At 70.6% G+C, this 26,309-nt stretch carries 26 protein-coding genes and 1 tRNA gene; 16 read left to right on the forward strand and 11 right to left on the reverse strand.

What is annotated here, in order from left to right:
- Positions 1-2: 2 nt before the first annotated feature.
- From WFJ36_RS03370 to pepN, 3 genes are all read left to right on the forward strand, one after another.
- Complete coding sequence (locus tag WFJ36_RS03370) at positions 3-509, forward strand: hypothetical protein (RefSeq protein ID WP_071328486.1); 507 nt, start codon at positions 3-5, stop codon at positions 507-509.
- A 73-nt stretch (positions 510-582) separates the two neighbouring features.
- A complete protein-coding gene (locus WFJ36_RS03375) occupies positions 583-1,593 on the forward strand; it encodes a DNA topoisomerase IB (RefSeq protein ID WP_336642640.1) in 1,011 nt (336 codons plus the stop codon).
- A gap of 49 nt (positions 1,594-1,642) precedes the next feature.
- Entirely contained in the window at positions 1,643-4,126 is a 2,484-nt protein-coding gene (pepN, locus tag WFJ36_RS03380; protein ID WP_336642641.1) for an aminopeptidase N, read from the forward strand.
- A 22-nt stretch (positions 4,127-4,148) separates the two neighbouring features.
- On the opposite strand, the gene WFJ36_RS03385 is transcribed toward pepN, so the two are convergent.
- The 3 genes from WFJ36_RS03385 to WFJ36_RS03395 all read right to left on the reverse strand — a co-directional run bounded on the left by WFJ36_RS03385 (position 4,149) and on the right by WFJ36_RS03395 (position 6,362).
- Positions 4,149-5,072 (reverse strand): S1 family peptidase, encoded by a 924-nt coding sequence (locus WFJ36_RS03385; RefSeq protein ID WP_336642642.1) that lies wholly within the window; start codon positions 5,070-5,072, stop codon positions 4,149-4,151.
- Positions 5,073-5,184: 112 nt separating this feature from the next.
- Positions 5,185-5,727, reverse strand: coding sequence for a GNAT family N-acetyltransferase (locus tag WFJ36_RS03390; protein ID WP_336642643.1), 543 nt, complete (start codon positions 5,725-5,727; stop codon positions 5,185-5,187).
- Positions 5,724-6,362 carry an MBL fold metallo-hydrolase gene (locus tag WFJ36_RS03395; protein WP_336642644.1) on the reverse strand — a complete coding sequence of 213 codons (639 nt, stop codon included), beginning with the start codon at positions 6,360-6,362 and terminating at the stop codon, positions 5,724-5,726. The genes WFJ36_RS03390 and WFJ36_RS03395 overlap by 4 nt, the downstream gene beginning before the upstream one ends.
- A gap of 151 nt (positions 6,363-6,513) precedes the next feature.
- Here WFJ36_RS03395 and WFJ36_RS03400 point away from each other — a divergent pair.
- A tRNA-Glu gene (locus WFJ36_RS03400) sits at positions 6,514-6,586 on the forward strand.
- Between the two features lie 61 nt (positions 6,587-6,647).
- On the opposite strand, the gene WFJ36_RS03405 is transcribed toward WFJ36_RS03400, so the two are convergent.
- The 4 genes from WFJ36_RS03405 to WFJ36_RS03420 form a co-directional block, all read right to left on the reverse strand.
- Positions 6,648-7,889 (reverse strand): MFS transporter, encoded by a 1,242-nt coding sequence (locus WFJ36_RS03405; protein ID WP_336642645.1) that lies wholly within the window; start codon positions 7,887-7,889, stop codon positions 6,648-6,650.
- Complete coding sequence (locus WFJ36_RS03410; protein ID WP_071328492.1) at positions 7,889-8,437, reverse strand: helix-turn-helix domain-containing protein; 549 nt, start codon at positions 8,435-8,437, stop codon at positions 7,889-7,891. The genes WFJ36_RS03405 and WFJ36_RS03410 overlap by 1 nt, the downstream gene beginning before the upstream one ends.
- A gap of 64 nt (positions 8,438-8,501) precedes the next feature.
- Positions 8,502-9,590: a DUF4349 domain-containing protein gene (locus tag WFJ36_RS03415; protein WP_071328493.1), complete on the reverse strand. Its 1,089-nt coding sequence runs from the start codon at positions 9,588-9,590 to the stop codon at positions 8,502-8,504.
- Complete coding sequence (locus WFJ36_RS03420; protein WP_292789436.1) at positions 9,587-10,144, reverse strand: RNA polymerase sigma factor; 558 nt, start codon at positions 10,142-10,144, stop codon at positions 9,587-9,589. The genes WFJ36_RS03415 and WFJ36_RS03420 overlap by 4 nt, the downstream gene beginning before the upstream one ends.
- A 266-nt stretch (positions 10,145-10,410) precedes the next feature.
- On the opposite strand from WFJ36_RS03420, the gene WFJ36_RS03425 reads away from it, so the two are divergent.
- Entirely contained in the window at positions 10,411-11,418 is a 1,008-nt protein-coding gene (locus WFJ36_RS03425) for a TerC/Alx family metal homeostasis membrane protein (protein ID WP_336642646.1), read from the forward strand.
- Between the two features lie 16 nt (positions 11,419-11,434).
- Here WFJ36_RS03425 and WFJ36_RS03430 read toward each other — a convergent pair whose 3' ends face one another.
- Positions 11,435-12,748 carry an LLM class flavin-dependent oxidoreductase gene (locus WFJ36_RS03430; protein WP_336642647.1) on the reverse strand — a complete coding sequence of 438 codons (1,314 nt, stop codon included), beginning with the start codon at positions 12,746-12,748 and terminating at the stop codon, positions 11,435-11,437.
- The gene (locus WFJ36_RS03435) at positions 12,745-14,040 is read right to left on the reverse strand and encodes an O-acetylhomoserine aminocarboxypropyltransferase/cysteine synthase family protein (RefSeq protein ID WP_336642648.1); all 1,296 of its coding nucleotides are present in this window, start codon (positions 14,038-14,040) and stop codon (positions 12,745-12,747) included. The genes WFJ36_RS03430 and WFJ36_RS03435 overlap by 4 nt, the downstream gene beginning before the upstream one ends.
- 187 nt (positions 14,041-14,227) lie before the next feature.
- Here WFJ36_RS03435 and leuC point away from each other — a divergent pair, with 187 nt between their 5' ends.
- From leuC to WFJ36_RS03465, 6 genes are all read left to right on the forward strand, one after another.
- Positions 14,228-15,664 carry a 3-isopropylmalate dehydratase large subunit gene (leuC, locus tag WFJ36_RS03440; protein ID WP_136052180.1) on the forward strand — a complete coding sequence of 479 codons (1,437 nt, stop codon included), beginning with the start codon at positions 14,228-14,230 and terminating at the stop codon, positions 15,662-15,664.
- Between the two features lie 2 nt (positions 15,665-15,666).
- On the forward strand, positions 15,667-16,287 hold the full coding sequence (gene leuD, locus WFJ36_RS03445) for a 3-isopropylmalate dehydratase small subunit (RefSeq protein WP_336642649.1): 621 nt from the start codon (positions 15,667-15,669) through the stop codon (positions 16,285-16,287).
- 61 nt (positions 16,288-16,348) lie between these two features.
- Entirely contained in the window at positions 16,349-17,716 is a 1,368-nt protein-coding gene (murA, locus tag WFJ36_RS03450; RefSeq protein WP_060922898.1) for a UDP-N-acetylglucosamine 1-carboxyvinyltransferase, read from the forward strand.
- A gap of 5 nt (positions 17,717-17,721) precedes the next feature.
- Complete coding sequence (locus tag WFJ36_RS03455; RefSeq protein ID WP_071328501.1) at positions 17,722-18,477, forward strand: lysophospholipid acyltransferase family protein; 756 nt, start codon at positions 17,722-17,724, stop codon at positions 18,475-18,477.
- Positions 18,478-18,484: 7 nt separating this feature from the next.
- Positions 18,485-19,606, forward strand: a complete 1,122-nt coding sequence (locus WFJ36_RS03460) for an NAD(P)H-dependent glycerol-3-phosphate dehydrogenase (protein WP_336642650.1) — start codon at positions 18,485-18,487, stop codon at positions 19,604-19,606.
- Positions 19,506-20,588, forward strand: a complete 1,083-nt coding sequence (locus WFJ36_RS03465) for a D-alanine--D-alanine ligase family protein (protein ID WP_071328503.1) — start codon at positions 19,506-19,508, stop codon at positions 20,586-20,588. The genes WFJ36_RS03460 and WFJ36_RS03465 overlap by 101 nt, the downstream gene beginning before the upstream one ends.
- Positions 20,589-20,609: 21 nt before the next feature.
- On the opposite strand, the gene WFJ36_RS03470 is transcribed toward WFJ36_RS03465, so the two are convergent.
- Complete coding sequence (locus WFJ36_RS03470; protein WP_336642651.1) at positions 20,610-21,092, reverse strand: DUF3515 domain-containing protein; 483 nt, start codon at positions 21,090-21,092, stop codon at positions 20,610-20,612.
- Between the two features lie 23 nt (positions 21,093-21,115).
- Between WFJ36_RS03470 and thiL the strand changes: the two genes are divergently transcribed.
- Positions 21,116-22,111 carry a thiamine-phosphate kinase gene (gene thiL, locus WFJ36_RS03475; protein WP_336642652.1) on the forward strand — a complete coding sequence of 332 codons (996 nt, stop codon included), beginning with the start codon at positions 21,116-21,118 and terminating at the stop codon, positions 22,109-22,111.
- Here the strand turns inward: thiL and rsmD are convergent.
- Positions 22,081-22,695 carry a 16S rRNA (guanine(966)-N(2))-methyltransferase RsmD gene (gene rsmD, locus WFJ36_RS03480; RefSeq protein ID WP_071328506.1) on the reverse strand — a complete coding sequence of 205 codons (615 nt, stop codon included), beginning with the start codon at positions 22,693-22,695 and terminating at the stop codon, positions 22,081-22,083. The two genes, thiL and rsmD, sit on opposite strands and share 31 nt — an antisense overlap.
- Positions 22,696-22,755: 60 nt before the next feature.
- Here rsmD and WFJ36_RS03485 point away from each other — a divergent pair, with 60 nt between their 5' ends.
- The 4 genes from WFJ36_RS03485 (at position 22,756) to rpmF (ending at position 26,302) form a co-directional block, all read left to right on the forward strand.
- Complete coding sequence (locus WFJ36_RS03485; protein ID WP_336642653.1) at positions 22,756-24,930, forward strand: ATP-dependent DNA helicase RecG; 2,175 nt, start codon at positions 22,756-22,758, stop codon at positions 24,928-24,930.
- Positions 24,931-24,961: 31 nt separating this feature from the next.
- Positions 24,962-25,459 (forward strand): pantetheine-phosphate adenylyltransferase, encoded by a 498-nt coding sequence (gene coaD / locus WFJ36_RS03490; RefSeq protein ID WP_025103318.1) that lies wholly within the window; start codon positions 24,962-24,964, stop codon positions 25,457-25,459.
- Between the two features lie 136 nt (positions 25,460-25,595).
- Positions 25,596-26,090 (forward strand): YceD family protein, encoded by a 495-nt coding sequence (locus WFJ36_RS03495; protein ID WP_025103319.1) that lies wholly within the window; start codon positions 25,596-25,598, stop codon positions 26,088-26,090.
- Between the two features lie 2 nt (positions 26,091-26,092).
- Complete coding sequence (gene rpmF, locus WFJ36_RS03500; protein ID WP_013586329.1) at positions 26,093-26,302, forward strand: 50S ribosomal protein L32; 210 nt, start codon at positions 26,093-26,095, stop codon at positions 26,300-26,302.
- Positions 26,303-26,309: the final 7 nt, after the last annotated feature.

Below are 26,309 nucleotides of genomic sequence, written 5' to 3' on the forward strand. Positions count from 1 at the left end.
GTATGGCCCTCGAACCGCTCTTCCTCCGTCTCGACCGGATCGCGGGTGGGCGGCAGGCCGGTGTACTGATCAGCGACGCCGGTCGCACCCATCCGCGGACCGTCCGTGCCTTCACCTGGATCCTCTGGCTCCTCGTCGCCGAGCTGGTGCTCGGGGTGGGTGCCGTAGTGGTCGCTCTGGTGCTCGCCGCCGACGGCGACAGCGTGCCCTTCGCCGTGTGGATGCGCACCCTCGTGGTGCTGGCGATGACGGCGACGCTGTTCTACTTCGCGTGGCGCGCGCGCCGCGGATGGCGCTGGGCCTACCTCCGGCTGCGGCTGTTCGCGCAGATCTTCCCCGTCATCACGCTCGTCATGGCGGCGATCCCCGGCCTCTACCCGGTGTGGATGGTCACCGAGCAGATCGTCTTCAGCCTGATCATGATCGGGATCGCGGACTTCCTCACCAGCGACCACATGCGGGCGGTCTTCGCGAAGGACGCCGACGCGGATAGCACGCCGGCGGGGTGAGACGCCACTCCCTTCCCGCCGAGACCGCGGTCACTCCACACTCGGAGGAGCTGCACGGCGGGAGGAGAGACGCATGGCGCGACTGGTGCGAGTGGTACCCGGCCAGGACCCGGGTTTCACGCGGAAGCGGACGAGCTCGGGATTCCGGTACGTCGATCCGACGGGGGAGCCGGCGCCCGAGGCGGATCGCGAACGCATCAGCGACCTGGTGATCCCGCCGGCATGGCAGGACGTGTGGATCGCGGCCGACCCGCTCGCGCACATCCAGGCCGTGGGCATCGACACGGCCGGGCGCAAGCAGTACCTCTACCATCCGCTCTGGCGGGTCTCCCGCGACCGTCGCAAGTTCGTCCGTGCACTGGACCTCGCCGCGGCCCTGCCCAGCGCCCGGGCGCAGGTCACCAAGGCTCTCAAGGAGGACGGGCAGACGAAGGAGCGCGCCCTCGCGATCGCCTTCCGCCTCCTCGACGACGCCGCGCTGCGGATCGGTTCGGAACGCTACCTGGCGCGCCACGGCAGCCGGGGCCTGACCACGCTCCGCCGCCGCGACGTCCGCATCGACGGCGGCGACGTCGCCCTCTCCTTCCCGGCGAAGAGCGGACAGACCGCCGCGATCGAGATCACCGACGAATCCCTCGCCGAAGCCCTCACCGACTTCGCGAGCGGCGCCTCGACCGCCTTCCTCCTGGCGTACCGCAAGGGTCGGCGGCGGGTGAAGATTACGCCCGCCGAGGTCAACACGTACCTCAAGGACGTGCTGGGTGCCAGCTTCTCCGCCAAGGACTTCCGGACGCTGCACGGCACGATCATCGCGGCGGACGCCCTCGCCCGCATCGGAGCCCTCGACCGCCGCGGTCACCGGAACCAGGCCGAACGCCTCGCGGTGCAGGCGGCGGCGACCGCCCTCGGCAACACGACCGCGGTCGCCCGCAACAGCTACATCGATCCCCGCGTGTTCCGGCAGTACGGTCGGGGGCGGACGCTCGATCTCGACGTGACCCCGGAGACCGCGATCCGGCGACTGCTGGGCGGACCGGAGACGTCGCGCAAGGTCAACCGGCGAGGAACGGGGCGGCGCGGCTGAACGCGCCGATGCTCCCCGGTCGCCCCCGGGAAGATGCCAGGATGGGGGGATGCACACCGCGAACCTGACCCGTGAGGAGACCGCGGCGCGATCCGCCGCGATCACCCTGCACCGCATCCGCGTCGAGCTGGACCTGACCGGAGCCCCGGAGCGGGCGCGCACGGGCTTCCCGACCACGACGGTCCTGGAGTTCGATGCGACCGTCCAGAGCACGTGGCTGGACTTCATCGGCGAGGAGGTCGTCCGCGTCGAGGTGAACGGCGAGGAGCGGGCCGTCGTCTATGACGGGGCGCGCCTCGCGATCGACGGCCTCGCGGCCTCGAACGTGGTCGTGGTCGAGGCGGTCGGTGCGTACAGCCGGTCGGGGGAGGGCCTGCACCGGTTCCACGACCCGGCTGACGATCGCACCTACCTGTACACCCAGTACGAGCCCGCGGACTCCCGTCGGGTGATGGCCTGCTTCGAGCAGCCGGACATGAAGGCGGAGTACACCTTCGTCGTCGACGCACCGTCCGGGTGGGAGGTGCTCTCGAACCAGTCGCCGGCACACGTCGACCTCGGCGTCGGCGTGCAACGGGTGCAGTTCGCCCCCACGCTGCCGATCTCCAGTTACATCACCGCGGTCGCGGCCGGTCCCTATGCCCGCGTCGACGGGGAGTGGACCAGAGACGAGCAGCGGGTAGCCCTCGGGGTGTTCGTCCGCCGCTCGCTCGTCGACCACCTCGAGGCCGACGAGATCCTGGAGGTCACTCGACAGGGGCTCGACTTCTTCACCGACGCCTTCGCCTATCCCTACCCGTGGGGCAAGTACGACCAGATCTTCGTCCCCGAGTACAACCTCGGCGCGATGGAGAACCCCGGTCTGGTCACCTTCACGGAGGGCTATCTCTCGCGCGGTGCGGCCACCGAGGCGCAGCGGGCGGGCCGGGCCAACACGATCCTCCACGAGATGGCGCACATGTGGTTCGGCGACCTCGTCACGATGACATGGTGGGACGACCTCTGGCTCAAGGAGTCGTTCGCCGATTACATGGGCTCGCACGCCTCGGCGGTGGCCACCCGCTTCCACGATGCGTGGGTGACGTTCGCCATGCGTCGCAAGGCCTGGGCTTATCAGCAGGATCAGCTCCCCACGACCCACCCCATCGTCGCCGACATCCCCGATCTTGAGGCCGCGAAGCTGAACTTCGACGGCATCACCTACGCCAAGGGCGCCTCGGTGCTGAAGCAGCTCGTCGCTTTCGTGGGCGACGAGGCGTTCTTCGAAGGCGCCCGGCGGTACTTCGCCGCCAACGCGTTCGGCAACACCACCCTCGACGACTTCCTCGTCGAGCTCAGCGCGGTGTCCGGCCGGGACATGACCGACTGGGCCGCCGCCTGGCTGCAGACGACGGGCGTCTCGACGATCTGGACGGAGACCGACGCGGACGGAGGACACCACCTCGTGCAGGACGATGTGCGTCCGCACCGCCTGCGGATCGGGCTGTACGATCGCGTGGACGGCCGCATCGTGCGGCGGGAGCAGCGGGAGCTGGACCTGATCGGGGAGCGCGCGGACGTCGACCTCCCCGAGGCCGATCTCGTGCTGCTCAACGACGACGACCTCACCTATGCGAAGGCGCGCCTCGACGAGCGGTCCCTCCGCACCGTCGAGGAGTCGCTGTCCGACATCGAGGACCCGCTCGCCCGTGCGCTCGTGTGGTCGTCGCTCTGGAACGCCACCCGCGACGGCGAGCTCGACGCGGTCCGCTTCGTCGCGATCGTGCGGGCGCACGCCCCGCGGGAGTCGAACGGCGGTCTGCTGGCCGCGGCGCTCCTCGACGCTGCTTTCGCGCTGCGGCATTTCGTCCGCGACGACCGACGCGATGCGGAGCAGCGCGCCTGGACCGAGGCCACGTGGTCGGCGCTGCAGCAGGCGGAGGCCGGCAGCGACGCCCAGCTCTCCTGGGCGCGCGCTCTGGCGGCGGCTTCGGCTTTCGACGACGTCCACCACGCCGAGATCCGCGCCCTGCTCGACGGCGACGTGCCGGAAGGGCTCGTCGTCGATCCCGATCTCCGGTGGCAGCTGCTCACAGCCCTCGTCACGACGGGTCACGCCGACCTCGCGGACGTCGCGGCGGAGGAGCAGCGGGACGACACCGGGGACGGACGCACTGCGGCGCGCCGCGCCCGCGCCTCCGTCCCCGACGCGGCGGCGCGCGCGGCCGCCTGGACGGCCGCGTGGGACGACCGGTCGCTCACCAACGACCACCTCGATGCCGAGATCGGGGGCTTCCGCGCCGGCGGCCGCCGCGACCTCATCGAGTCCTTCGACGAGGAGTACTTCGATCGGATCGGAGCCGCGTGGTCGGAGCGGAGCATCGAGATCGCTCGTCGCCTGGTGATCGGTCTGTTCCCCGCGCGGTCCTCGCTGGACCTGGTCGATGCCTGGCTGTCGGCCAGCCCCGAGACCCCGGCGGCGCTGCGACGACTCCTCATCGAGCAGCGCGACCACCTCGCGCGTGACCTGCGGGTGCGGGGCGCTCAGGGCTGACCGACAGCGATTCCGGCGGCGGTCAGCGCCTCAGGCTCTTCGCGATGGCCTTGCCCTCAGCGGACTCTGCCAGCGTGTCCCAGAGGTCTGCGGAGCTCAGCGACACGTACACCCCTGGTCCGCCCTGCCCGCCGCAGTCGTCCCCGTAGGAGACGACGCCGATCTGATAGGCCGTGGCGCGCGCCGGTGGTTGGCGGAACAGCGGCCCGCCGCTGTCTCCCTGGCACGAGTCCTTGCCGACGACTCCGGCACACATGTTTACTCCCGGGCGGAAGGAGTCGTAGCTGAGCTCGCATTCCGCTGTCGCGAGCATCGGCACCTGGACCTGACGGAGCCGGTCCGGGAAGTTCCCGAGAGCGGGGTCGGTGTTGCCCCAGCCGATGACGGTCGCCGACTGTCCGGGACGAAGGAGAGCGTCCGTCCCCTTGGTGGGCAGCTTCACGGGCACGATGCCCGAGACCGGGCGGTCGAGCCTCACGAAGGCGAGATCGTAGGCGTCATCCCCCTGGAGGTAGCGCGGATGGACGATGACCGGGCCACCGGCGTCCGCGCCGGCGAGACCGCGATCCTGACCCTGACTGCCGTCGGACAGCACGGTGCGGCCGACCGTCACCGACACTCCGTCCACGGCGGGCACCGGCAGCCCGCTGAGAGGGTCGGCGTCCGTGACGCAATGCGCGGCGGTCATCACGAGGCGCGGCGCCACCAGCGAGCCACCGCAGAAGGCCTCGCCGGCGGACTGGAGGGAGGCCATGAACGGATAGGCGTCGTTCGGCACCGCCGTGCCGCCGATGATCCGCGAGGTGGCCCGTTCCTCGCGGTCGCTGGAATCGCCGTCCGCCCATGCCGCCGCCGGGGGGCCGACGAGGCCGGACGCGACGAGGGCGGCGCCGGCGAGGGCGAGCCCGATCTTCTTCCTGCTCTGGTGAACTCCGGTCATCTTCATGGGGACTGTTCCTTTCGTGACAGGTAACACGTTACGAGCGGCCAAGTACAGCATCCGGTCGCGACCGGAGCAAGAGCGCGCCGGTATGCTGGCCCGCGGCCAGGAGGCGCGGTCAGGAGGCGCGGTCGGCTGTCGCCTCCACAGTCATCCCCATCACCGTCCGCACGATCCACGGATGCGCATGGTCGTCGGCGATGTGGCTCATGCCGAGCTTCTCCGCGACCCCTCGTGACGCCTGGTTCTCGGGGTGGATGATGGCGGTGAGGAGTATCGGCGCGAACGTCTGGGCGACAAGGTCGACGCAGGCGCGCGCCGCTTCGGTCGCATAGCCGCGTCGCTGGCGGTCGGTGCGGACGTGATAACCGACTTCGAGCACGGGGGAGCCGTTCACCGACTGCCAGGTGAGACCGCAGTCGCCGAGGAACTCCCCGTCGTGTGTCTCGATGATCCAGAGACCGTGGCCGTCCTCGCGGTAGCGCTGCTGCATGCGCGCGATCCACTCGGCGGCCTCCGTTCGCGACTTCGGTGCCGGGTAGTGGGCCATGACCTCCGGATCCCCGAGGAGCGCCGCCATCTCGTCGAGGTCGTCGGCGGTCATCTCTCGGAAGGCGAGCCGCGGCGTCGGGGCGGGCAGGAGGCGTCGCGGTGGGGTCACAGATCCACAGTGTCGCCGGGTTCGAGCACGAGGAACTCGCCACCGCCCTGCTCGGTCGCCCACTGCAGTCGCTGGCGGTGCATGTTCTTGCCGATCACGGACAGGGTCATGTCGTGCGTGCCGAACGCCCGGCGGGGCTTCACGGCGAGCACGTAGTCGATGGCGTCCCCGATCTTGAGCCACGGGGCTCCGAGCGGCGCGGCGAGGGTGCCGACCTCGACGCCCTCGGGCACCGCATAGGAGTCACCGGGGTAGTAGAACGTGTCGTTGACGAGCACGCCCACGTTGTCGATCGTCGGGATCGACGAGTGGATCACCGCGTGCGTGCCGCCGAAGAAGCGCAGGGTGAAGGCGCCGACCTCCACGGTGTCGCCGGGGGAGACGACGGTGATCTCATAGCCCTCCGCCGCCTTCGCCACGCCCTCCGGCCCGAAGATCGGGGTCCCGGGGGCCGCGCGCAGGATCCGGTCGAGGTGCTCCTGCGTCCAGTGATCGGGGTGCTCGTGCGTGAGCACGATGGCGACCAATCCGCTGAGATCGTGCAGCGGGGCGGTGAAGGATCCCGGATCGATCAGGAGGGTGTCGTCGTTCTGGTCCAGACGAAGGGTGGCATGTTCGAACTTGGTGACGCGCATGAGTCGAGTCAACTCCTTCCCGGAGCCTGCGGCAAACAGAAATCGGCGCGCCACGCCCGGGATCACGGGTGGACCGGCCTCGATTTGGCGCAGTGAGAATCGCCGTGGCATACTTGAACGGTTGTCGCGGAACGGAAAAGTTCCGCAAGACGGCCCCATCGTATAGCGGCCTAGTACGCCGCCCTCTCACGGCGGTAACGCGGGTTCGAATCCCGCTGGGGTCACACAACACGACGAAAGCCCTCCGGTTCTCCGGGGGGCTTTCGTCGTTCCGGAGCGTGCGCGTCAGTCGTCCGCGCGCAGCGACAGCGTACGGAACGCGCGAGCCCGGAGCGGCACGAGCATGAGCGCCATCATCGCGCCACCGGCCACGACGAACGGCACCCAGACGGTGCTGAGGGAGGCCAGCGCGCCGAAGCCCGCCATCGCGAGCGGCATCAGGCAGTCGTCGCCGAGCCGGGTGAGGGAGCCCATCCGACCGAGGAAGGCGGTGTCCACCGTCGCAGCGAAGGTCGCGCTCAGCAGCACGGAGGCGTAGCCCGCGGTGGCGCCGACGACGGTGGCGGCGGCGGCCACCGTCCAGGCGGGGCCGAACCCGAGCGCGACGATGCCCGCTCCCTGCACGAGGAGAGCGCCGAACCCGCTCCTTGCCTCGTGGCGCGGCCGCCATCTCGCGACCGCGGCAGCGCCCACGGCGGCGCCGAGGCCGAGCAGGCCCTCGAAGAGGCCGACCGCGGGAGCCCCCCACCCCTCGTCGTGCGCCCGCAGAGCCAGGCCGATGCCGACGGCGGGTCCCACGGCGAGATTGAGTCCGGAGAGGGCGATGACGAGCGTGCGCGTCGTGGGGTTCGCGCCGAGGTGGGCGAACGCCGCGCCGATCGCGCGCAGGGACGACGTGCGCGGAGCCCGGGCGAGACGGAACCGCGGGCGGAGGGCGATCGCCAGGAACCCGACGACCAGGGCGAAGGTCACCGCGTTCGCCGACGCGCTCCCCGCGAGACCGGCCTGGGCGACGAGCAGGCCGCCCAGCGCGGCACCGCCCATCGTGCCGAGGCGGGACGCCGTCTGGATGACAGCCGCGTAGGAGGGGAGGTCGTCGGTGCGCACCAGCTGTCGCCCGATGGTGCCGGCCGAGGGTTCGTAGAACGCGTCGCACACCCCGAACGCCACAGCGGCGGCGAGCAGGACGGGCACGGTGGGCGCATGCGAGACCGTCCACACGGCAGCGGCGACGAGCACGCCCACACGCACCGCGTTGCAGACGATCATCACCCGGCGGGCGTCGGCGCGATCCGCGATGACTCCGCCGAAGAGCAGGACCATGGCGCGCGGAATCGTGCCGGCGGCGACGATGAGTCCGGCGATGGCGGGGGAGGCGATCTGCACGGCCGTCCACGCCAACGCGATCGTCCACACGGCGTCGCCGGCGTCGGACAGAGCCTTGACGCCGATCCACGCGTGCACCATCCGGTCACGCCGGAACGGAGGGGGAGGGGAGAGCTCGACGGGCGGGGTGAGCGCGGTCATCACGGCTCCGTGGGGAACGCGTGGGCGAAGAAGAACACCGGCGTGCGCGCCTGGCCGTCGCCTTCGTCGATCGAGGTCTGCCACTCCCGCACCACGCGCAGCACGCGCGTGGAGAGGTCCCGCAGTTCCTCCGGGGTCGCCCACGCGGTGGTCTCCGTGTTGGAGGCGTCGTAGTCCGCGACGGCGGGGTCGCCTCGGCGGCGGTGCCAGCGCTGCAGACGGTCGATCTGCATGCGAATGCCCTGCCGCTGCGCCTCCCGGGCGAGGAGTGCATCGCCGGGGGAATCGGCGAAGTCCTCCACCGACCAGGTCAGGCCGCGCCGGGCGACCGTCCACCAGCTCGTGCGCCGATCGCCGGTCGGGTCGGCGGCGCGCTCGACGATGCCGGCACGCTCGAGCATCCGGAGGTGATGGCTGATGCTGCCGACCTGACTCTCGAGCGCGCGGGCGATCGCCGTCACTTGCGAGGTGCCGTACAGGAGGAGGTAGTCGTAGATGCGTCGTCGCAGCGGATGGTGCACGGCGGTGATCACGGAGATGTCTTCCACGCCCCGAAGGCTATGCAGCGGTTCGGAGACGCACAAGACTTCTTGTATACCGCGGGACGGCGGGCTACTCCTCCGTGCGCAGGGAAACGGCCGCCGCCTTCCGGCGCCGTCGGCCGCGACGGACAAGCCAGACGATCAGCACGACGACAGCGGCCACCGCGAGCCAGGGGAGGAGGAAGCCGAACGCGACCACCAGGGCGTTCAGCGAGACCACCAGACCGTTCCATCCGGCTCGCAGCCCGTCGCCGAAGCCCGCGGGGTCCGCCGCGGCCGGTGCGTCCGCCCTCGACAGATCCACGGTGAGAGACGACAGGGCCACCTGGTCCTCCAGCGCGGCGAGCTGCTGTTCGTACGACTCGAGCTGTGCCTGGCGATCGGTGAGCGCGACCTCGGCCTCGATGAGATCGGCGACCGTGCCCGACTGGCTCATGAGCTCCGTCAGCCGCTGCACCGAGGCGCGGGTCGACTCCACGCGGGCGCGGAGATCGATCGCGGTGGCGGTGACGTCCTGCTTCGTGACGGAGGACGAGAGCACCTCCCCGGTGTCGCCGAGGGCGGCGATCACCGTGGTCAGGTCGTCGGCGGGGACGCGGACCGTGATCCAGCCGTATCCGGAGTCGGCGGGGACCCGCTCGGCGGGAGCATCCGACGCGACCGCCTTGCCGACCTCGGTGCTCTCGACGTAGCCGCCGTGCTCGACAGCGAGGTCGCCGATGGCGGCGGCAGCCTCGGCGATGTCCTTCACCTGCATCGACGCCTGGGCCGAAGCGACGATCTCCCGGCCGTCTTCCGCGGATGCTGCCGCGTCCGATCCGACGGCACCGGGCAGGGTCGCCCCCTCGACAGCGCGGTCCGGCACGGCCGACCCCGCCTCGTCGGTCGACCAGCCCACGACTCCGTCCGCTGTGGACACGGAGGAGCCGCCCCCGCCCACGGCGCCGAGGATCGGCGGCGTCACCAGGACTCCGACGACGAAGGCCGCCGCGATCCCGCCGGCGGTGAGCCACCGGCGTCGACGTCTCCTGGCGCGCTCTGCGCGCGGCGAGACAGGTGGCCGTTCGCCCTGGATCTCGGTGAAGACGGCCTCCTCGATCCGTGCGATGGTCGCGTCGGACACGGGCGGGAGGCTCTGTTGCGGGGTCTGGTCGTTCATGCGTCCCTCACTTCCTTGACAGCGCCGCGCAGCTGGGTGCGCACGCGTGAGAGACGGTTCCGGACGACGGCGTGCGTCACACCGAGCTCGTCGGCGGCGGCCTGGTAGGCGTAGCCCTCGGACGCGCACAGCCGGAAGATCTCCCGGTCGAGCTCGTTCAGGGTGCCCACCTCCGCGGCGATCCTCGCGGCGAGCGCCGCCGTGATCACCTGGTCCTCGACGCTGACGACGTCGGGGAGCTGGTCGTCGGCCGCGTCCGTCGTGTGCGCCTGGTCGCGGCGGCGCTGGCGCAGCCGGTTCGCGGCCTGGAAGCGGCAGATCGTCGCGAGCCAGGGGAGGATCGACTCTCCCTGCAGCTCCAGGCCCGGAAGCTTGCGCCAGGCGACCACGAAGGTCTCCTGCGTCACGTCTTCCGCGTCGGCGACGACGCCGAGGATGCCATGGGCGATCCAGTACACGGGCCGCACGTGGGCGCGGTACAGGGCGCGGAAGGCGCTCTGATCGCCGGTCGCCGCCTGGGCGGCCCAGCGCTGGTCACTCGTCTGTCCGGGCATCCTGATTCCGTTCGGTGTCTCTCCTGGAGAGTGTCGGCGGATGTCCCATCGTCTCAGCACGGATTCGGATCTGCCGTCGTATGTCGACTTCCTCGTCCCGACGACCCCCACCTCCGGTAGCATGGCCCGGGCGAGAGGGAGTATCCCGAATCCGCGCGTAACGTCATCACGAGCACCGACATCGCTGCTCCGGGCGCGCGCCGCACATCTGCGGGGGAGAGACTTTCGACTCATTCCCGACCCCTCGCGAAAGGTGCACAGCGCCCGTGGACATCCCTGTCTGGTTCGAGATCACGTCGATGGTCGTCCTCACGATCATCCTGATCGCCGACCTGCTCCTCATCCGGCTGCGACCGCACATCCCCTCCACCAAGGAGTCGACGCTGTGGGTCGTGTTCTACGTGGGCCTCGCGCTGCTCTTCGCGGTGCTGCTGGGGAACGTGGGCGGATGGCAGAACGCCGGGGACTTCATCACCGGGTGGGCGCTGGAGTACAGCCTCTCCGTCGACAACCTGTTCGTCTTCGTGCTGATCATGGCGCAGTTCGCGGTGCCGCGACGCCTCCAGCAGCAGGTGCTCATGGTCGGCATCATCATCGCGCTGATCCTGCGCGGGCTGTTCATCCTCGTCGGCGTGACGATCATCGAGAACTTCTCGCCGATCTTCTACCTGTTCGGCGCCTTCCTCGTCTACACGGCCATCCGCCAGGCGATGCCGGAAGGCGAGCACGAGGACGACGTCAAGCGCGAGAACTTCATCGTCCGGCTGCTCCGCCGCCGGATCGACATCAGCGAGACCTACGACGGCTCGAAGATCCGCACGACCGTCGACGGGAAGCGGATGTGGACGCCGATGATCATCGTGTTCATCACGATCGGCGTCACCGACCTCATCTTCGCGATCGACTCGATCCCCGCGATCTTCGAGATCACGACCAACGGCTTCCTCGTCTTCGCCGCCAACATCTTCGCGCTCATGGGGCTGCGCCAGCTCTACTTCCTCCTCGGCGACCTCCTGGACCGCCTCCGCTACCTGCACTACGGCATCGCCGTGATCCTCGGGTTCATCGGCATCAAGCTGATCCTGCATGCGCTGCACGTCAACGAGCTCCCCTTCATCAACGGCGGCGAGCACGTGGAGTGGGTGCCGGACATCGACAACATGGTGTCGCTCGCCGTGATCCTCGTCTCGATGACCGTGGCGACGATTGCGAGCCTGGTCGCGTCGTCCCGGGAGAAGCGCGCCGAGAAGCGCGCGGCCGTGATCCGGGACTGATCCGGCGAGGCGCGGGTCAGAACGCCTGCAGATTGGCCTGCAGGCCGCCGTCCGCGTACTCGCGCCGGAGGAGCCCGCGACGGCGGAGGATCGGCACCAGCTCATCAAGGGTGCGGTGCAGGGTGACCGGATGGAAGTCACCCCAGAGGAGCACGCCGTCGTTGCCCCACTCGCCGAGCTCCTCGACGAGATCGGCGAACTCCTCCGCGGTGCCCACGAAGCCGCTGCGATCATGCAGGCGCCCGGTCCTGGCGAGTGCGGTCAGGTGCGCGCGGAGCGGGGCATCCTCCCCGCGATCCCCGATGAGCCGCTGGATGCTCCCGCGGGAGACGTGGGCTCCGAAGATCGAGGGGTCGAGCGGGCTGTCCAGATCGAGGGCCGTGAGGTCGGTCTCCAGGTCGCTGGACTGCTTCCGGGCGATCTGTGCGAGCGCGGCGTCGTCCGGGTGGGCGGAGGCGGCCACGATCCGGTCGGCCTCCTCGGCGGACGCCGTGCTCACGGGCTGGATGGCGAAGAGGACCTTGACGTCCTCGGCCCGGCGTCCGCGGGCGAGAGCCGCGTCGTGCACCCGCTGGCGATACTCCCGCACCGCCTTCTCGTGCAAGGGGGCGAGCGCCAGCTGGACGTCGGAGTTCGCCCCCGCGAACGCCAGTCCGCGTCCGGAGCCGCCGGGGGAGACGATGGCCGGTTCGCCGTCGGTGAAGGGCAGGGCGTTCAGAGGGCCGTCGAAGTCGTAGTGGGCGCCGCGGTGCTGCACCGGACGCATGCGCGTGCCGTCCGCGTATACCCCGGAGACGGGATCGGCGACCAGTGCACCGTCGTCCCAGCTCCGCCAGAGCGCGCGGATGCCGGCGAGCCATTCCTCCGCACGGTCGTACGCCTCGTCGTGGCCGAGCTGCGGGGCCGCGGAGAAGTGCCGGGCGCTGCCGGTGTCGGTGACCACGTTGAGGCCGAGCCGGTGTCCGCTGAGATGCTGCAGGGTCGCGAACTGACGGGCCGACGTGTAGGGCAGCGAAGCCGCCGGGTTCACCGTGGGCACCACCCCGAGATGACGGGTCGCCTGGAAGAGGTACGGTGCGAGCAGCAGGGGGTCGTGCTTCGGGCCGCCGAACGCATGACGCACGCGCAGATCGATGGTGTCCGCCGACCCGAGCGAGGGGCTGTCCTCGATGATCACGAGGTCGAAACCGGCCTGCTCCAGGGTGCGCGCGGCCTCCTGGTAGACCTCCGGGCGCGTCCAGTCGTAGTCCCAGTCCAGGGACGGATACCCCCACCCCTGAGGGCCGAAGCCCCGGGCGAGGAACCACCCGAAGTGCTGCAGGCGGCTCATGCCACCGTCTCCCTGACGCTCTCGAGCACCCGCGCGAGGTCGCCGATCAGGTCGTCGACATCCTCGATGCCGATCGACAGCCGCAGGGTGCCGGGGCCGACACCGAGGGTCCGACGTTCCTCGTCCGTGCGCTGCGCGTGGCTGGTCGTGCCGGGATGCAGCACGAGCGACCGCACGTCGCCGATGTGCGTCATGTGCGTGAAGACGGACACCTCCTCCACGAAGCGACGGGCCGCGGAGAGACCGCCGCGCAGGGTGAAGGTGAAGATGGAGCCGAACCCGCCCTCGAGGTAGCGCAGCGCGGTCTCGTGGTGAGGATGCGAGGGCAGGCCGACGTAGTCCACGCTCTCCACGGCGTCGTGAGCGGCGAGCCAGCGGGCGACGGCGAGGGCGTTCTGCGACTGGCGCTCCACACGCAGGCCGAGCGTCTCGGTGCCCTGGCCGATGAGGAACGCGTTGAGGGGCGAGGGGGACGCACCGAACCGCGGGGCCACCGACTCCCTGGCGTACCCGATGCGGGCGCGGCCGCCGTGCCGCGCGAAGACGCTGGGTGCGCCGCCCCGCCCCGGCAGCACGAGGTGCGGGGCATTGTGCCCGGCGCGCTCGGCATCGAACCGGCCGTCGTCGATCACCACGCCGCCGAGCACCGCGCCCTGGCCCGCGAGGAACTTCGACGCGGAGTGCACCACGATGGCCGCACCGTGCTCCAGCGGCCGGAGGAGGGCCGGGGTGGCCAGGGTGTTGTCGACGATCAGGGGGACGGCGATCTCGTCGGCCACGGCACTGACCGCCGCCACGTCGAGGATGTCGTTCCGCGCATTCGCGAGCGACTCCGCGAACAGCGCCCTGGTCGTCGGGCGCACGGCGTCGCGCCAGGCATCCGGGTCCGCGATGTCATCCACGAACGTCGTCTCGATGCCGAGGCGGGCGAGGTTGTCCAGGAACAGCCCGCGGGTGCCCTCGTAGATGTGGGTCGAGGAGACGATATGGTCGCCGGCCCCCACGACCGAGAGCAGGGCGGTCGTCACCGCGGCCTGTCCGCTGGCCACGAGGACGGCGTCGGCACCGGATTCCAGACTCGCGAGCTGCCGCTCCACCGCATGCACGGTGGGGTTCCCGGTGCGCGTGTACCCGAATCCGGTGCCCGTGCCGAAGTGGTCGGCAGCGTGATCGAAGTCGTCGAATTCGAACCCGGCCGTCAGATAGATCGGGGTCACGCGGGAGGCGGCAGCGGCCCGGCCTCTCGCGGCGTGCACGGCGCGGGTGGCGAAACGGGCGGTGTCGGCGGTCATGCGGGGCCTCTCGGTCGGTCGGGTGAGCAACAGAGTGTCACGGCGTGTCTCGGCGTGTCCCAGCGGTGGTAACCTGACGTCATGCGGACCGTGCTCCTTCTTAGCGGCCGCGGCGAGACCTCGATCTGAGCCCCTCCTCGTCGCGGAGTCCATCGTGGGCCGAACCGCCATCCACAGGAGACACGCCATGACCACCACCGCCGGTGCGGATTCCGCACGCCCCAGGACCCTCGCCGAGAAGGTCTGGGATGACCACCTCGTCGTCAAGGGCGAGGACGGCCAGCCCGACCTCATCTACATCGACCTGCACCTCGTGCACGAGGTCACCAGCCCGCAGGCCTTCGACGGCCTCCGCAGCGAGGGGCGCCCGCTCCGCCGGCTCGACCTCACCATCGCCACAGAGGACCACAACACGCCGACGTGGGAGATCGACAAGCCCATCGCCGACCTGACCAGCCGCACGCAGATCGAGACGCTGCGCCGCAACGCCGCCGAGTTCGGCGTGCGTCTGCACTCGCTGGGGGACGCGGAGCAGGGCATCGTGCACGTCGTCGGCCCGCAGCTCGGCCTGACCATGCCCGGCATCACCGTGGTCTGCGGCGACTCGCACACGTCCACGCACGGTGCGTTCGGCGCGATGGCGTTCGGCATCGGCACCAGCGAGGTCGAGCACGTCATGGCGACCCAGACGCTGCCGCTGAAGCCGTTCAAGACGATGGCCATCACCGTCGAGGGCACGCTGCGTCCCGGCGTCACGGCGAAGGACATCATCCTCGCCGTGATCGCCAAGATCGGCACCGGCGGCGGTCAGGGCTACGTGCTCGAGTACCGCGGCAGCGCGATCCGCGCGCTCTCCATGGAGGGCCGCATGACGATCTGCAACATGTCCATCGAGGCGGGTGCGCGCGCCGGCATGGTGGCTCCGGACGAGACGACGTTCGCCTACCTCGAGGGCCGTCCGCACGCGCCGAAGGGCCAGGACTGGGACGACGCCGTCGCCTACTGGCGCACGCTGCCGACCGACGAGGGCGCCACGTTCGACGCCGAGGTCTTCATCGACGCCGACGAGCTGGAGCCGTTCGTGACGTGGGGGACGAACCCCGGTCAGGGCAGCTCGCTCTCCGCCACGGTGCCGAACCCGGCGGAGATCGCCGACCCGAACGAGCGGGCCGCGGCCGAGCGGGCTCTGGAGTACATGGACCTGACGCCGGGAACGCCCCTGAAAGAGGTACCGGTCGACGCGGTGTTCATGGGCTCGTGCACGAACAGCCGCATCGAGGACCTCCGGGCCTTCGCCTCCATCATCCAGGGCAAGAAGAAGGCAGACGGCGTCCGGGTGATGGTGGTGCCCGGCTCCGCCCGCGTGCGACTGGAGGCCGAGGCCGAGGGGCTGGATCAGGTCATCAAGGACTTCGGGGCGGAGTGGCGCTTCGCAGGGTGCTCGATGTGCCTGGGCATGAACCCCGATCAGCTCGCCCCGGGGGAGCGCTGCGCCTCCACCTCGAACCGCAACTTCGAAGGGCGCCAGGGCAAGGGCGGCCGCACGCACCTCGTGTCGCCGCTCGTCGCGGCGGCGACCGCCATCCGCGGCACCCTGTCCAGCCCGAGCGATCTGGAGGCCTGACCATGGAGAAGTTCACCACCCACACGGGCATCGCTGCGCCGCTGAAGCGGTCGAACGTCGACACCGACCAGATCATCCCTGCGGTGTTCCTCAAGCGCGTCACCAAGACGGGCTTCGAGGACGCGCTCTTCCACGGCTGGCGTCAGGATCCCGCCTTCGTGCTCAACCAGGCGCCGTACCAGGGAGCGTCCATCCTCGTCGCCGGCCCCGACTTCGGCACCGGTTCCAGCCGTGAGCACGCGGTCTGGGCCCTTCGCGACTTCGGCTTCAAGGTCGTGCTGAGCCCCCGGTTCGCCGATATCTTCCGCGGGAACGCGGGCAAGCAGGGCCTCCTCGCGGCGACCATCTCCGAAGCGGACCTGGAACGGTTCTGGGCCTTCATGGACGCTGATCCCGGTGCGCGCATGACCGTCGACCTCGAGGCGCGCACTGCCGCCATCGGCGACCCCACCGGGGGCGCGGAGGCCGGCTTCCAGGCCGACATCGGGATCGACGATTACACTAGATGGCGGCTCCTCGAAGGGCTCGATGACATCGGGCTCACGCTGCGCAACGAAGACAAGATCGCGCAGTTCGAGGCCCGTCGCGAGTCGTGGCGGCCGCGGACCCTCCCCGTCCAGTGAGACGGAGGGGGCGGGGGAGCCAGGGGTAACCCCGCCCCCGATGAACGAAGTGAGGCCCCGAATGACGACACCCGTGCGCGACGCTCTCTCCGACGACGTCCCCGCGCTGACCGGAGACGTCCTCGCCATCCGTGGAGGTCGTCCGCTGCGCGGACGCGTCGACGTGAAGGGCGCGAAGAACCTCGCCACCAAGGCGATGGTCGCGTCCCTGCTCGGGGAGACCACGAGCGTCCTGCGCGACGTGCCGGCCATCAGCGACGTCGCCGTGGTGCGCTCGCTGCTCGAGGTGCACGGGGTCCGGGTGTCGGAGGGAGACGAGCCCGGCTCGCTGGTGTTCGACCCCAGTGACGTCGAGTCGGCGCATTTCGAGGAGATCGACGCCCACGCGGGCGCCTCGCGGATCCCGATCCTCTTCTGCGGCCCGCTGCTGCACCGCCTGGGTCAGGCGTTCATCCCCGACCTCGGCGGCTGCCGCATCGGCGACCGTCCGATCGACTTCCACCTGGACGCTCTCCGCAAGTTCGGGGCGATCGTCGAGAAGCTGCCCAGCGGCATCCGCCTCTCGACGGGAGGGACCCGCCTGCACGGCGCGAACATCCACCTGCCCTACCCGAGCGTCGGCGCCACGGAGCAGGTGCTCCTCACCGCGGTGCGCGCCGAGGGCATCACCGAGCTCCGCAACGCGGCGATCGAGCCGGAGATCATGGACCTGATCGCCGTCCTGCAGAAGATGGGCGCGATCATCTCCTACGAGCCGAACCGCGTCATCCTCATCGAGGGTGTCGAGAAGCTCCGCGGCTATGACCACCGGTCGATCTTCGACCGCAACGAGGCGGCCTCGTGGGCGTCGGCCGCTCTGGCCACGGACGGCGAGATCTTCGTCGGCGGTGCCAAGCAGCAGGAGATGCTGACCTTCCTCAACGTCTTCCGCAAGGCCGGCGGCTGGTTCGACATCCAGGAGGACGGGATCCTCTTCCGTCGCGATGGCGACATCAAGCCGGTCGTGATCGAGACCGACGTGCACCCGGGCTTCATGACCGACTGGCAGCAGCCGCTCGTCGTCGCGCTCACCCAGGCCCACGGCCGCTCGGTCGTGCACGAGACCGTGTACGAGAACCGGATGGGCTTCACCGAGGCGCTGGTCAAGATGGGCGCCGACATCGTCGTGCACCCGCGCGGTCTGCAGGACGGGCCCCGGCGCGTGCCGCGTCGTGATCTGGAACAGGCAGCCGTCATCACCGGTCCCACGCCTCTGCACGGCGCCGACATCGTGGTGCCCGACCTGCGCGGCGGCTACAGCCACGTGATCGCGGCCCTGACGGCCACGGGCGAGTCGAAGGTGTCGGGCGTCGACATCCTGAGCCGCGGATACGAGAAGTTCCTCGCCAAGCTCGACGCGCTCGGCGCCGACTTCGACGTCCTCCGGTGAGCCCCATGGCTTCCCGGTCTCCGGAGAAGACCCGGCCGAGCGTGTTCTGGCCGCTCGCGGCGATCGTCGTCCCGCTGGTGTCGCTGATCGCGAAGGTCCGCATCATCGGTGCGGAGAAGGTCCCGCGAGAGGGCGCGTTCGTCCTGGCCCCGAACCACTACTCGGAGTTCGACCCGCTGATCGTCGCTTTGGCGGTCTGGCGGATCGGGCGCGCTCCGCGGTTCATGGCCAAGGAGAGCCTCTTCCGCGTGCCCGTGCTCGGGTGGTTCCTGCGCAAGACGGGGATGATCCCGGTCGCACGCACCTCGTCGGCGTCGTCCGCGAAGCAGACGATGGCCCAGTCGGCAGCTCTCGTGGAGCACGGCCGCGGTGTCATCGTGTACCCGGAGGGCACGCTCACCCGTGACCCCGACATGTGGCCGATGCGCGGCAAGTCGGGGGCGGTGCGGCTCGCCCTCGCCGACGGCATCCCGCTCATCCCGATGGCGCAGTGGGGCACCCAGGCGATCATGGGCCGCTACCAGAAGGGGCTGAGCCTCTGGCCGCTCCGCAAGCCCGTGACCGTGATCGTCGGCGACCCCGTCGACGTCTCCGACCTCCGCGGTCGCGCCGGCGAGCCGGCGGCTCTCACGGAAGCCACCAACCGACTCATGAACGCGATCACCGCGCTGCTGGAGCAGGTGCGCGGTGAGAAGGCCCCCGCGGAGCGCTGGAACCCGGCGAGCCACGGCCAGAAGGAGACCGGACGCCTTGACCCCTAAGAGAACCGTGCCGGCCGGACCCCGCGTCGCCGTGATCGGCGCCGGCAGCTGGGGCACCACGTTCGGCAAGATCCTCGCCGACGGCGGCGCCCACGTGACGATGTGGGCGCGCCGTGCGGAACTGGCGCATGAGATCGACGAGGCGAAGCGCAACTCTCGCTACCTGCCGGGCATCAATCTGCCCCGGACGATGGCGGCCACACACGAGCTGGCGACGGCGCTCGACGGCGTCGACCAGGTGTACCTGTCCGTGCCGAGCCAGTCGCTGCGGGAGAACCTCAAGGCGCTGCGCCCGCTGATCGCCACGGGCGACGCCAAGATCGTCAGCCTCATGAAGGGCGTCGAGCGGGGCACCGGCCTGCGCATGAGCCAGGTCATCCAGCAGGAGCTGCAGTGCGATCCCGACCGGATCGCCGTGGCCTCCGGACCGAATCTCGCCCTGGAGATCGCGCGGGAGCAGCCGACCGCGGCCGTGATCTCGTCGCGCAGCCAGGAGACGGCGGACGTCGTGGCTCGGGCCGCGCGCAACTCCTACTTCCGGACGTTCGTGAACACGGACGTCATCGGCACAGAGTTCGGCGGGGTGCTCAAGAACCTCATCGCCGTCGCCATCGGAATCGTCGACGGCGTCGGCTACGGCGAGAACACGAAGGCGTCGATCATCACCCGCGGCCTCGTCGAGATGACCGACTTCGCAGTCGCGAACGGTGCCCAGCCGGAGACCCTGCAGGGGCTGGCGGGGCTCGGCGACCTCATCGCGACATGTCAGTCGCCGCTGAGCCGCAACAACACGGCCGGGCGGCTGCTCGGACAGGGCTACAGCTTCCAGGATGTGGTGAAGCAGATGCAGCAGACCGCGGAGGGTCTGGCCTCGGTCGCTCCCGTGCTGCAGCTCGCCCGCGAAGCCGATGTGCACATGCCGATCGTGGAGCAGGTGAAGATGGTGCTCGACGGCAAGATGGATCCCCGGGACATCGCCCCGCACCTCACGACGGACGACGACACCCCGCAGGGGGAGAGGACCAACCATGGACAAGCAGACGGTGGTGGTGCTCTTCGGAGGGCGCTCCAGCGAGCATTCGATCAGTTCCGCAACGGCGGGGGGAGTGCTGGGCGCGATCGATCGTGACCGGTATGCCGTGATCCCGGTGGGGATCACCCGCGAGGGCGCCTTCGTCCTGGAGGACGACGACCCGGCGAAGTTCCCGCTCGACGCCGCACATCTCCCGGAGGTCGTCGACAACGGCACCCGGGTGCTCTGGCCGGAACCCGGCGGCGATCGCACCCTGCGGGTCGTGCACCCGGGCGGCGAGACCGAGGGGCTCGGCGAGATCGACGTCGTGCTGCCGATCCTGCACGGACCCCACGGCGAGGACGGCACGATCCAGGGCTACTTCGACACGCTCGAGGTCCCGTACGCCGGCGGCGGCGTCCTCGACTCGGCGCTGTGCATGGACAAGCACTTCATGAAGATCGCCCTGCAGGCCGCTGGGATCTCGGTGGCGCAGGGCGTGACCGTGCGTCGCCGGGACTGGGACGCCGATCCTGATGCCCTCCGCGCCCGCGCTGCCGACCTCGGCCTGCCCGTCTTCGTGAAGCCGGCGCGCGCCGGGTCGAGCGTCGGCGTCTCGAAGGTGTCGGCGCCGGAGGAACTCGACGCCGCCCTCGCGATCGCGTTCGCCGAGGACGACAAGGTGCTCATCGAGGCCGGCGTCACCGGGCGGGAGATCGAGGTGGCTGTCCTCGAGACGGCCGACGGCGTCCGCGCCTCCCTCCCCGGCGAGATCGTGCTGAGCGACCGCGGCTTCTACGACTTCGAGGGGAAGTACCTCGGCGGTGACGGCGTCGAGGTGGTGTGCCCGGCGGAGCTGACCGACGCCGAGGTGGCCGCGGTTCAGGAGGCCGGCGTGCGGGCCTTCCGGGCGGTCGACGGTCGCGGCCTCGCCCGGGTGGACATGTTCCTCACCCCGACCGGCGAGCTCGTCGTGAACGAGCTCAACACCATGCCCGGCTTCACGCCCATCTCGATGTTCCCGAAGTGCTGGGTCGCCTCCGGACTGAGCTACGGCGACCTCATCACCGAGCTCGTCGAGGCGGGCCTGCGTCGCTGACGTGGACGATTCCCCGCGCGCTCAGCTCGCGGGGAACTCCACACGGTCCGTGCACTGCGCGGTGGCCGGCGCGAGCCCGGACTGGATGTTCGACGAGAGGCTGTCGACGATCGATTGGAAGTCGACCTGCTCGCCGCGGCGGATGATCACCTCGACGGCCGGCTCGCGACCGTAGGTGACGAGGCGCTGGCGCTCTTCCTCCTGCTCCAGGACCAACCAGTCGACGCCGCCCAGAGTGGTGCAGACGAGGTCGGACGGAGCGGGCGGCTCCACCCCGCAGCGCAGGACGACCGTGGGATCCCCCCACGCGCCCGTGGCCTGCGCGTCGGTCCACACGCGCTCGTACCCGCCGACGCTGTCCGGCAGGAGCACGGAGACGTTCGCGCAGGCCGGGTCGTTCGCGTCGGCCGCCGGCTCGAGGTGCACGGTGGTGGAGCATCCGGTGAGTCCGGCGGCGAGAGCGATCGCCCCCGCGACGGCAGCGAGGTGGCGGGAACGAAGCATGTATCCAGGCTACCTTTGACGACATGCCCTCCCGACCCGACTCCGACGATCCGCGCCTGGGAGATCTCTCGGAGGGGCGCATCCTCCGCGCCATCCTCCAGCGCACTGCGCCGGGCGCGCACACGCTCCTCGGTCCCGGGGACGATGCCGCCGTGGTCGCCGCCCCCTCGGCATCGGTCGTCGCGACGACGGACACGCTCGTGCACGGTCCGGACTTCCGGCTGGCCTGGACGAGCGGGTATGACCTCGGCTGGAAGGCGGCGGCGGTCAACCTCGCCGACATCGCCGCCATGGGCGCACGCCCGACCGCGCTGCTCGTGGCTCTGGCCGTGCCGCGCGACCTCCGACTGTCGTTCGTGGAGCGCCTGGCCGACGGCTTCCGCGATGCCTGCGCGGCGCTCGCCCCCGGGTGCGCGGTGGTCGGCGGCGACCTCACGGTGTCCGAGGTGCTCACGGTGGCTGTGACGGCGCTCGGCGACCTCGAAGGGCGCCCGCCGGTGACCAGGGCGGGGGCGCGACCGGGTGATGTCGTCGCCGTCGCCGGAGAGCTGGGTCATGCCGCACACGGGTTGGCGGTGCTGTTCGGACGCTTCCGGGACGGCAAGACACCGGTGCCGGTCGATCCCGCGGCTCTCGCGTCCGGGGAGAGCGCTGCGGTCGAGGCGCAACTGCGACCGTCACCGCCCATCGGCCTCGGCGTGGTCGCGGCAGCGGCCGGGGCGACCGCGATGATGGATGTCTCGGACGGGCTCGCGCTCGACGCGCGTCGGCTCGCGGGCGCCTCCGGGGTCACCCTCGCGCTGGACGGCGCAGCGCTCGGCGCGAACCCGCAGCGCGCGCTCGCGGGCGGGGAGGACCACGCCCTGCTCGCGACGTTCCCGGACGGTGTGCTGCCCCCGGGCTTCCGCGTCATCGGTGTCGTGCGTCCGCGCGGCGAGGTGGACCTGCTCTGCGACGACGGTCCCGTGGACGTCAGCGGCTGGGATCCTTACCGGGACTGGGACTCCGTCGCCGGCTGAGCCGTGGCGGAGGCGGTGTCCTCGCGGTCGGGCTCCGCCCACCAGAGGGTCGTGTCGCCGTAGGTCTTCTCCCGGAACACCCGGAGCCCGGCCGCGGCGAAGTCGGGTGTGGACGAACGCCGGGCGCGCTCCACGACCACGACGGCGTCGTCGCTGAGCAGCGGAGCCAGGGCGGCGAGGTCGCCGTCCATCGCCTCATCGTCGATGTCGTACGGCGGATCGGTGAAAACGAGGTCGTACGGGCCGGTCGTCCGCCCGAGGAACGCCCGGACGGTCGCCTCCTGCACCCGTGCGGTCGCGGTGCCGGAGGCCTTCGCGACGGCCGCGACGTTGCGCCGCACGACGGCTGCGGCCTGCCGCCCGCGCTCGACGAGGTCGGCGCTCCGGGCGCCGCGGCTCAGGGCCTCGAGCCCGAGCGCCCCCGAGCCTGCGTAGAGGTCGAGCACCCGGGCGTCCGCGACCGCGTCGAGCGACTCCAGGGCGCCGAACAGCGATTCGCGCACGCGGTCGCTGGTGGGCCTGGTCCCGGCGCCGGGGACGTCGAGCCGGGTGCCGCGTGCCGTTCCGGCGATGATCCTCGTCACCCGTTCACGATACGACAGGCCGCGGACGGTCGTGTCCGTGCGGTTCCCTAGACTCGGAGCATGTCGCTCACGCTCGAATCCTCGCTGGAGGAGGCCCTCGGCGCGGCGTCGGCCAAGACGCTCGACCGGGCCTTCGGCATGAAGACCGTCGGCGACCTGCTCGGGCACTACCCGCGCCGGTACGCCGACCCGGGGGAGCTCACCCCCATCTGCGACCTCCCGATCGGAGAGACCGTCACGATCGTGGCCGAGGTGCTCTCGTCGAGCTTCCGCCGGATGCGCAACCGGCCGGGAGCCATGGTCGACGTCGTCATCGGCGACGGCGTCGGTCGCATGTCGCTGACCTTCTTCGCGAAGAACGTCGGCGCGGCGGAGTGGCGCTCCAAGGATCTGGCTGTCGGGCGCCGAGGGGTCTTCTCCGGCAAGGTCGGCGAGTTCAACGGGATGACGCAGTTCGCGCACCCGGAGTACGAGCTGTTCGACGACGAGGACGCGGCACGCCGGCGGGCGGATGCCAGGGCGGCCGTGCCGATCCCGATCTACCCGGCCACCTCCGCGATCCAGACGTGGCAGATCGCCCGGCTCGTCGGGCGCGTCCTCGACGACCTCCCGACCGTCCCCGACCCACTGACGCCGGAGATCCGCACCCGCGAGGAGCTGCTGACGGCGCGGGAGGCGTTGGAGGCGATCCACCGCCCGCGCTCCCGCAACGACATCGACCCCGCCGTCCGCACGTTGCGCATGCACGAGGCACTGACGCTGCAGACGGCCCTGCTCCAGCAACGCGACGCCGTGCGTGCCCTCGCCGCCACCTCGCGGCTGGCGGCACCTGGAGGGCTCCTGGAGCGCTTCGACGCTGCTCTGCCCTACACGCTCACGCCGGATCAGGAGACGGTCGGCGCCCAGATCGCAGACGACCTCGTCGGCTCCTGGCCGATGAACCGGCTCGTGCAGGGCGAGGTCGGTTCGGGAAAGACGCTGGTCGCCCTGCGGGCGATGCTCCAGGTCGCCGAGAGCGGCGGACAGGCGGCCCTGATCGCCCCGACGGAGGTCCTCGCGGGGCAGCATCTGCGTTCGATCACGAAGATGCTCGGCCCGCAGCTCGCCCCGCTGCTGATGCCGACGCTGCTCACCGGGCAGATGCCGGCGGCGGATCGCCGCAAGGCCGCGCTGCGCGTCGCCTCCGGCCAGGCGCTGATCGTGGTCGGCACCCACGCGCTCCTCGGGGAGAAGACCACGTTCGCCGATCTCGGTCTCGTCGTGGTCGACGAGCAGCACCGCTTCGGGGTCGAGCAGCGGGAGGCGCTGCGGGCGAAGGGGTCAAGCCCGCACGCGCTCGTCCTCACCGCGACGCCGATCCCGCGGACGGTCGCGATGACGGTCTTCGGCGACCTCGACACCTCGGTCATCCGCACGATGCCGGCGGGGCGCGCCGGCATCGAGTCGTACGTCGCGCCGTTGGCCGAGCACCCGGGCTGGTTCAACCGGGTGTGGGAACGGGCGGCGGAGGAGATCGCGAAGGGGCGGCAGGTGTTCGCGGTCTGCGCGGCCATCGACACCGCGGCGAAGACGGCCGAGGCGGGGGAGCAGGCGCTGCTCGCCCCGGAGAGCGGCAAAGGCCCTCGGTGGGGTGTCGTGCAGCTCGACGAGGCGCTGGCCACGCATCCGACCCTCGGCGGTCTGCGACGTGCGGTGCTCCACGGGAAGATGCCCTCGGAGGAGAAGGACGCCGTCATGCAGGCCTTCGCCCGCGGGGAGATCGACCTCCTCCTCGCGACGACCGTCATCGAGGTGGGTGTGGACGTCCCCAACGCCTCGACGATGATCGTGCTGGACGCCGACCGCTTCGGCGTCTCCCAGCTGCACCAGCTCCGCGGTCGGGTGGGCCGAGGAGGAGTCCCGGGGCTGTGCCTGCTCGTCACGGAGGCCGAGGCCGGATCGGTGGCCCGTGAGCGTGTCGACGCGGTCGCCGCCACCCTCGACGGGTTCGCGCTGGCCGAGGTCGACCTCGAACTCCGCGGCGAAGGCGACGTGCTCGGCGCGGCACAGGCCGGGGTGCGGTCGTCCCTCAAGCTGCTGCGCGTCGTCAAGGATGCCGCTCTCATCACCCGGGCCCGCGAGCTCGCGGAGGACATCCTCGCTGCCGACCCCGAGCTGGCCGCTCACCCCGGGCTCCGGGAGGCCATCGGACGGCGCGTCACCGACGAGGATCGCGCGGCGCTCGCGAAGAACTGATCGCCGTTCCGGGTGCCCTAGGCTGGATTCCATGAGCAGCCGGATCGCCGTCGTCCCGGGTTCCTTCGATCCGCCGACCCTGGGTCACCTCGACGTGATCCGGCGCGCGGCCGCCCTCTACGACGAGCTGCATGTGCTCGTGGTGCACAACCCGGGCAAGGAGGCGATGCTGCCGATCGCGCAGCGGCTCTCCCTCCTGGAGCGTTCGATCGCCGAGGACGGCATGGCGGGCAACATCGTCATCGGATCCTGGAGCATGGGACTCCTCGTCGACTATGCGCGCGACGTGAACGCCGGTGTGCTCGTGAAGGGCATCCGCTCGCAGGTCGACGTGGCGTACGAGTCGCCCATGGCGATCGTCAACCGACACCTCGCCGACATCGAGACCGTCTTCCTGCTGCCCGATCCTGCGCATGCGATGGTCTCGAGCTCGCTGGTGCGTCAGGTCGCCGGTCTCGGGGGCGACGTCTCGCCGTTCGTCCCGCCGGCTGTCGCCTCGTTCCTGGACACCGGCGCGCGCGGGATCTGATCGGGGATCGCGGTCCCGTTCCCGGCGGTCTCCCGGCCCTCCTCACCGGTGACCCGGGTAGCATGGCGGGGTGCGTTCCCGACTCAACAGCCCTTTCGTCCTCCCCGTCCGTGACATCGTCCGGCGCCCGGGGGAGATGCGCGAGCACTCCTTCTCGGTGCCCCTGACGGAGCAGTGGGGGGAGGGCATCGTCTCCTTCGAGGCGGGCTCGGAACTCGATCTCGACGTGCGGCTGGAGTCCGTCCACGAGGGCATCCTCGTCACCGGAGAGGCGGAGGGCGAGTACGTCGGCGTGTGCGGTCGATGCCTCACCGACATCGCTCGGCCCGTCGAAGTCGAGTTCCAGGAGCTTTTCGCGTATCCTGGTGAGGAAGAAACTGACTTCGAGGTTCAAGACGACCACGTGGATCTTGAAACTCTCGTCAGGGATGCGGCCGTACTGGCCCTTCCTTTTCAGCCGGTGTGTCAGCCGGATTGCCTCGGGCTCGACCCGGTCACAGGCGAGAGGCTGACCGAGAGCACCGGAACGGAGCAGGCCGCTCCCATCGATCCTCGGTGGAGCGCGCTCCAGCAGATCACAGACCAGGACGGCACGGCAGAACGCGGTGCCGCCGAGAAAGAAGAGAGCTAGTCATGGCTGGTAACCCCCCGAAGCGCAAGGTCTCCCGTTCGAACACCCGCTCGCGCCGCGCGCAGTGGAAGGCCGAGGCCCCCGCGCTCGTCAAGACCATCGAGAACGGCAAGGTCGTCTACAGCCGTCCGCACCAGGCGAAGGTCGTCACCGACTCGCAGGGCACCGAGCTCTTCCTCGAGTACAAGGGCCGCAAGGTCGCCGACGTCTGAGTCGCGA

Origin of the sequence: Microbacterium sp. MMO-113 (assembly GCF_037148555.1) — a bacterium.
GTDB lineage: Bacteria > Actinomycetota > Actinomycetes > Actinomycetales > Microbacteriaceae > Microbacterium.

Bases quoted from the DNA above. Each gene is read 5' to 3' on its own strand.
- WFJ36_RS03370 (WP_071328486.1), top strand. From the start codon at position 3: ATGGCCCTCGAACCGCTCTTCCTCCGTCTCGACCGGATCGCGGGTGGG.
- WFJ36_RS03375 (WP_336642640.1), top strand. From the start codon at position 583: ATGGCGCGACTGGTGCGAGTGGTACCCGGCCAGGACCCGGGTTTCACG.
- pepN (WP_336642641.1), top strand. From the start codon at position 1,643: ATGCACACCGCGAACCTGACCCGTGAGGAGACCGCGGCGCGATCCGCC.
- WFJ36_RS03385 (WP_336642642.1), bottom strand. From the start codon at position 5,072: ATGAAGATGACCGGAGTTCACCAGAGCAGGAAGAAGATCGGGCTCGCC.
- WFJ36_RS03395 (WP_336642644.1), bottom strand. From the start codon at position 6,362: ATGCGCGTCACCAAGTTCGAACATGCCACCCTTCGTCTGGACCAGAAC.
- WFJ36_RS03405 (WP_336642645.1), bottom strand. From the start codon at position 7,889: ATGACCGCGCTCACCCCGCCCGTCGAGCTCTCCCCTCCCCCTCCGTTC.
- WFJ36_RS03415 (WP_071328493.1), bottom strand. From the start codon at position 9,590: ATGAACGACCAGACCCCGCAACAGAGCCTCCCGCCCGTGTCCGACGCG.
- WFJ36_RS03420 (WP_292789436.1), bottom strand. From the start codon at position 10,144: ATGCCCGGACAGACGAGTGACCAGCGCTGGGCCGCCCAGGCGGCGACC.
- WFJ36_RS03430 (WP_336642647.1), bottom strand. From the start codon at position 12,748: ATGAGCCGCCTGCAGCACTTCGGGTGGTTCCTCGCCCGGGGCTTCGGC.
- WFJ36_RS03435 (WP_336642648.1), bottom strand. From the start codon at position 14,040: ATGACCGCCGACACCGCCCGTTTCGCCACCCGCGCCGTGCACGCCGCG.
- leuC (WP_136052180.1), top strand. From the start codon at position 14,228: ATGACCACCACCGCCGGTGCGGATTCCGCACGCCCCAGGACCCTCGCC.
- leuD (WP_336642649.1), top strand. From the start codon at position 15,667: ATGGAGAAGTTCACCACCCACACGGGCATCGCTGCGCCGCTGAAGCGG.
- murA (WP_060922898.1), top strand. From the start codon at position 16,349: ATGACGACACCCGTGCGCGACGCTCTCTCCGACGACGTCCCCGCGCTG.
- WFJ36_RS03455 (WP_071328501.1), top strand. From the start codon at position 17,722: ATGGCTTCCCGGTCTCCGGAGAAGACCCGGCCGAGCGTGTTCTGGCCG.
- WFJ36_RS03465 (WP_071328503.1), top strand. From the start codon at position 19,506: ATGGACAAGCAGACGGTGGTGGTGCTCTTCGGAGGGCGCTCCAGCGAG.
- WFJ36_RS03470 (WP_336642651.1), bottom strand. From the start codon at position 21,092: ATGCTTCGTTCCCGCCACCTCGCTGCCGTCGCGGGGGCGATCGCTCTC.
- thiL (WP_336642652.1), top strand. From the start codon at position 21,116: ATGCCCTCCCGACCCGACTCCGACGATCCGCGCCTGGGAGATCTCTCG.
- WFJ36_RS03485 (WP_336642653.1), top strand. From the start codon at position 22,756: ATGTCGCTCACGCTCGAATCCTCGCTGGAGGAGGCCCTCGGCGCGGCG.
- coaD (WP_025103318.1), top strand. From the start codon at position 24,962: ATGAGCAGCCGGATCGCCGTCGTCCCGGGTTCCTTCGATCCGCCGACC.
- WFJ36_RS03495 (WP_025103319.1), top strand. From the start codon at position 25,596: ATGCGCGAGCACTCCTTCTCGGTGCCCCTGACGGAGCAGTGGGGGGAG.
- rpmF (WP_013586329.1), top strand. From the start codon at position 26,093: ATGGCTGGTAACCCCCCGAAGCGCAAGGTCTCCCGTTCGAACACCCGC.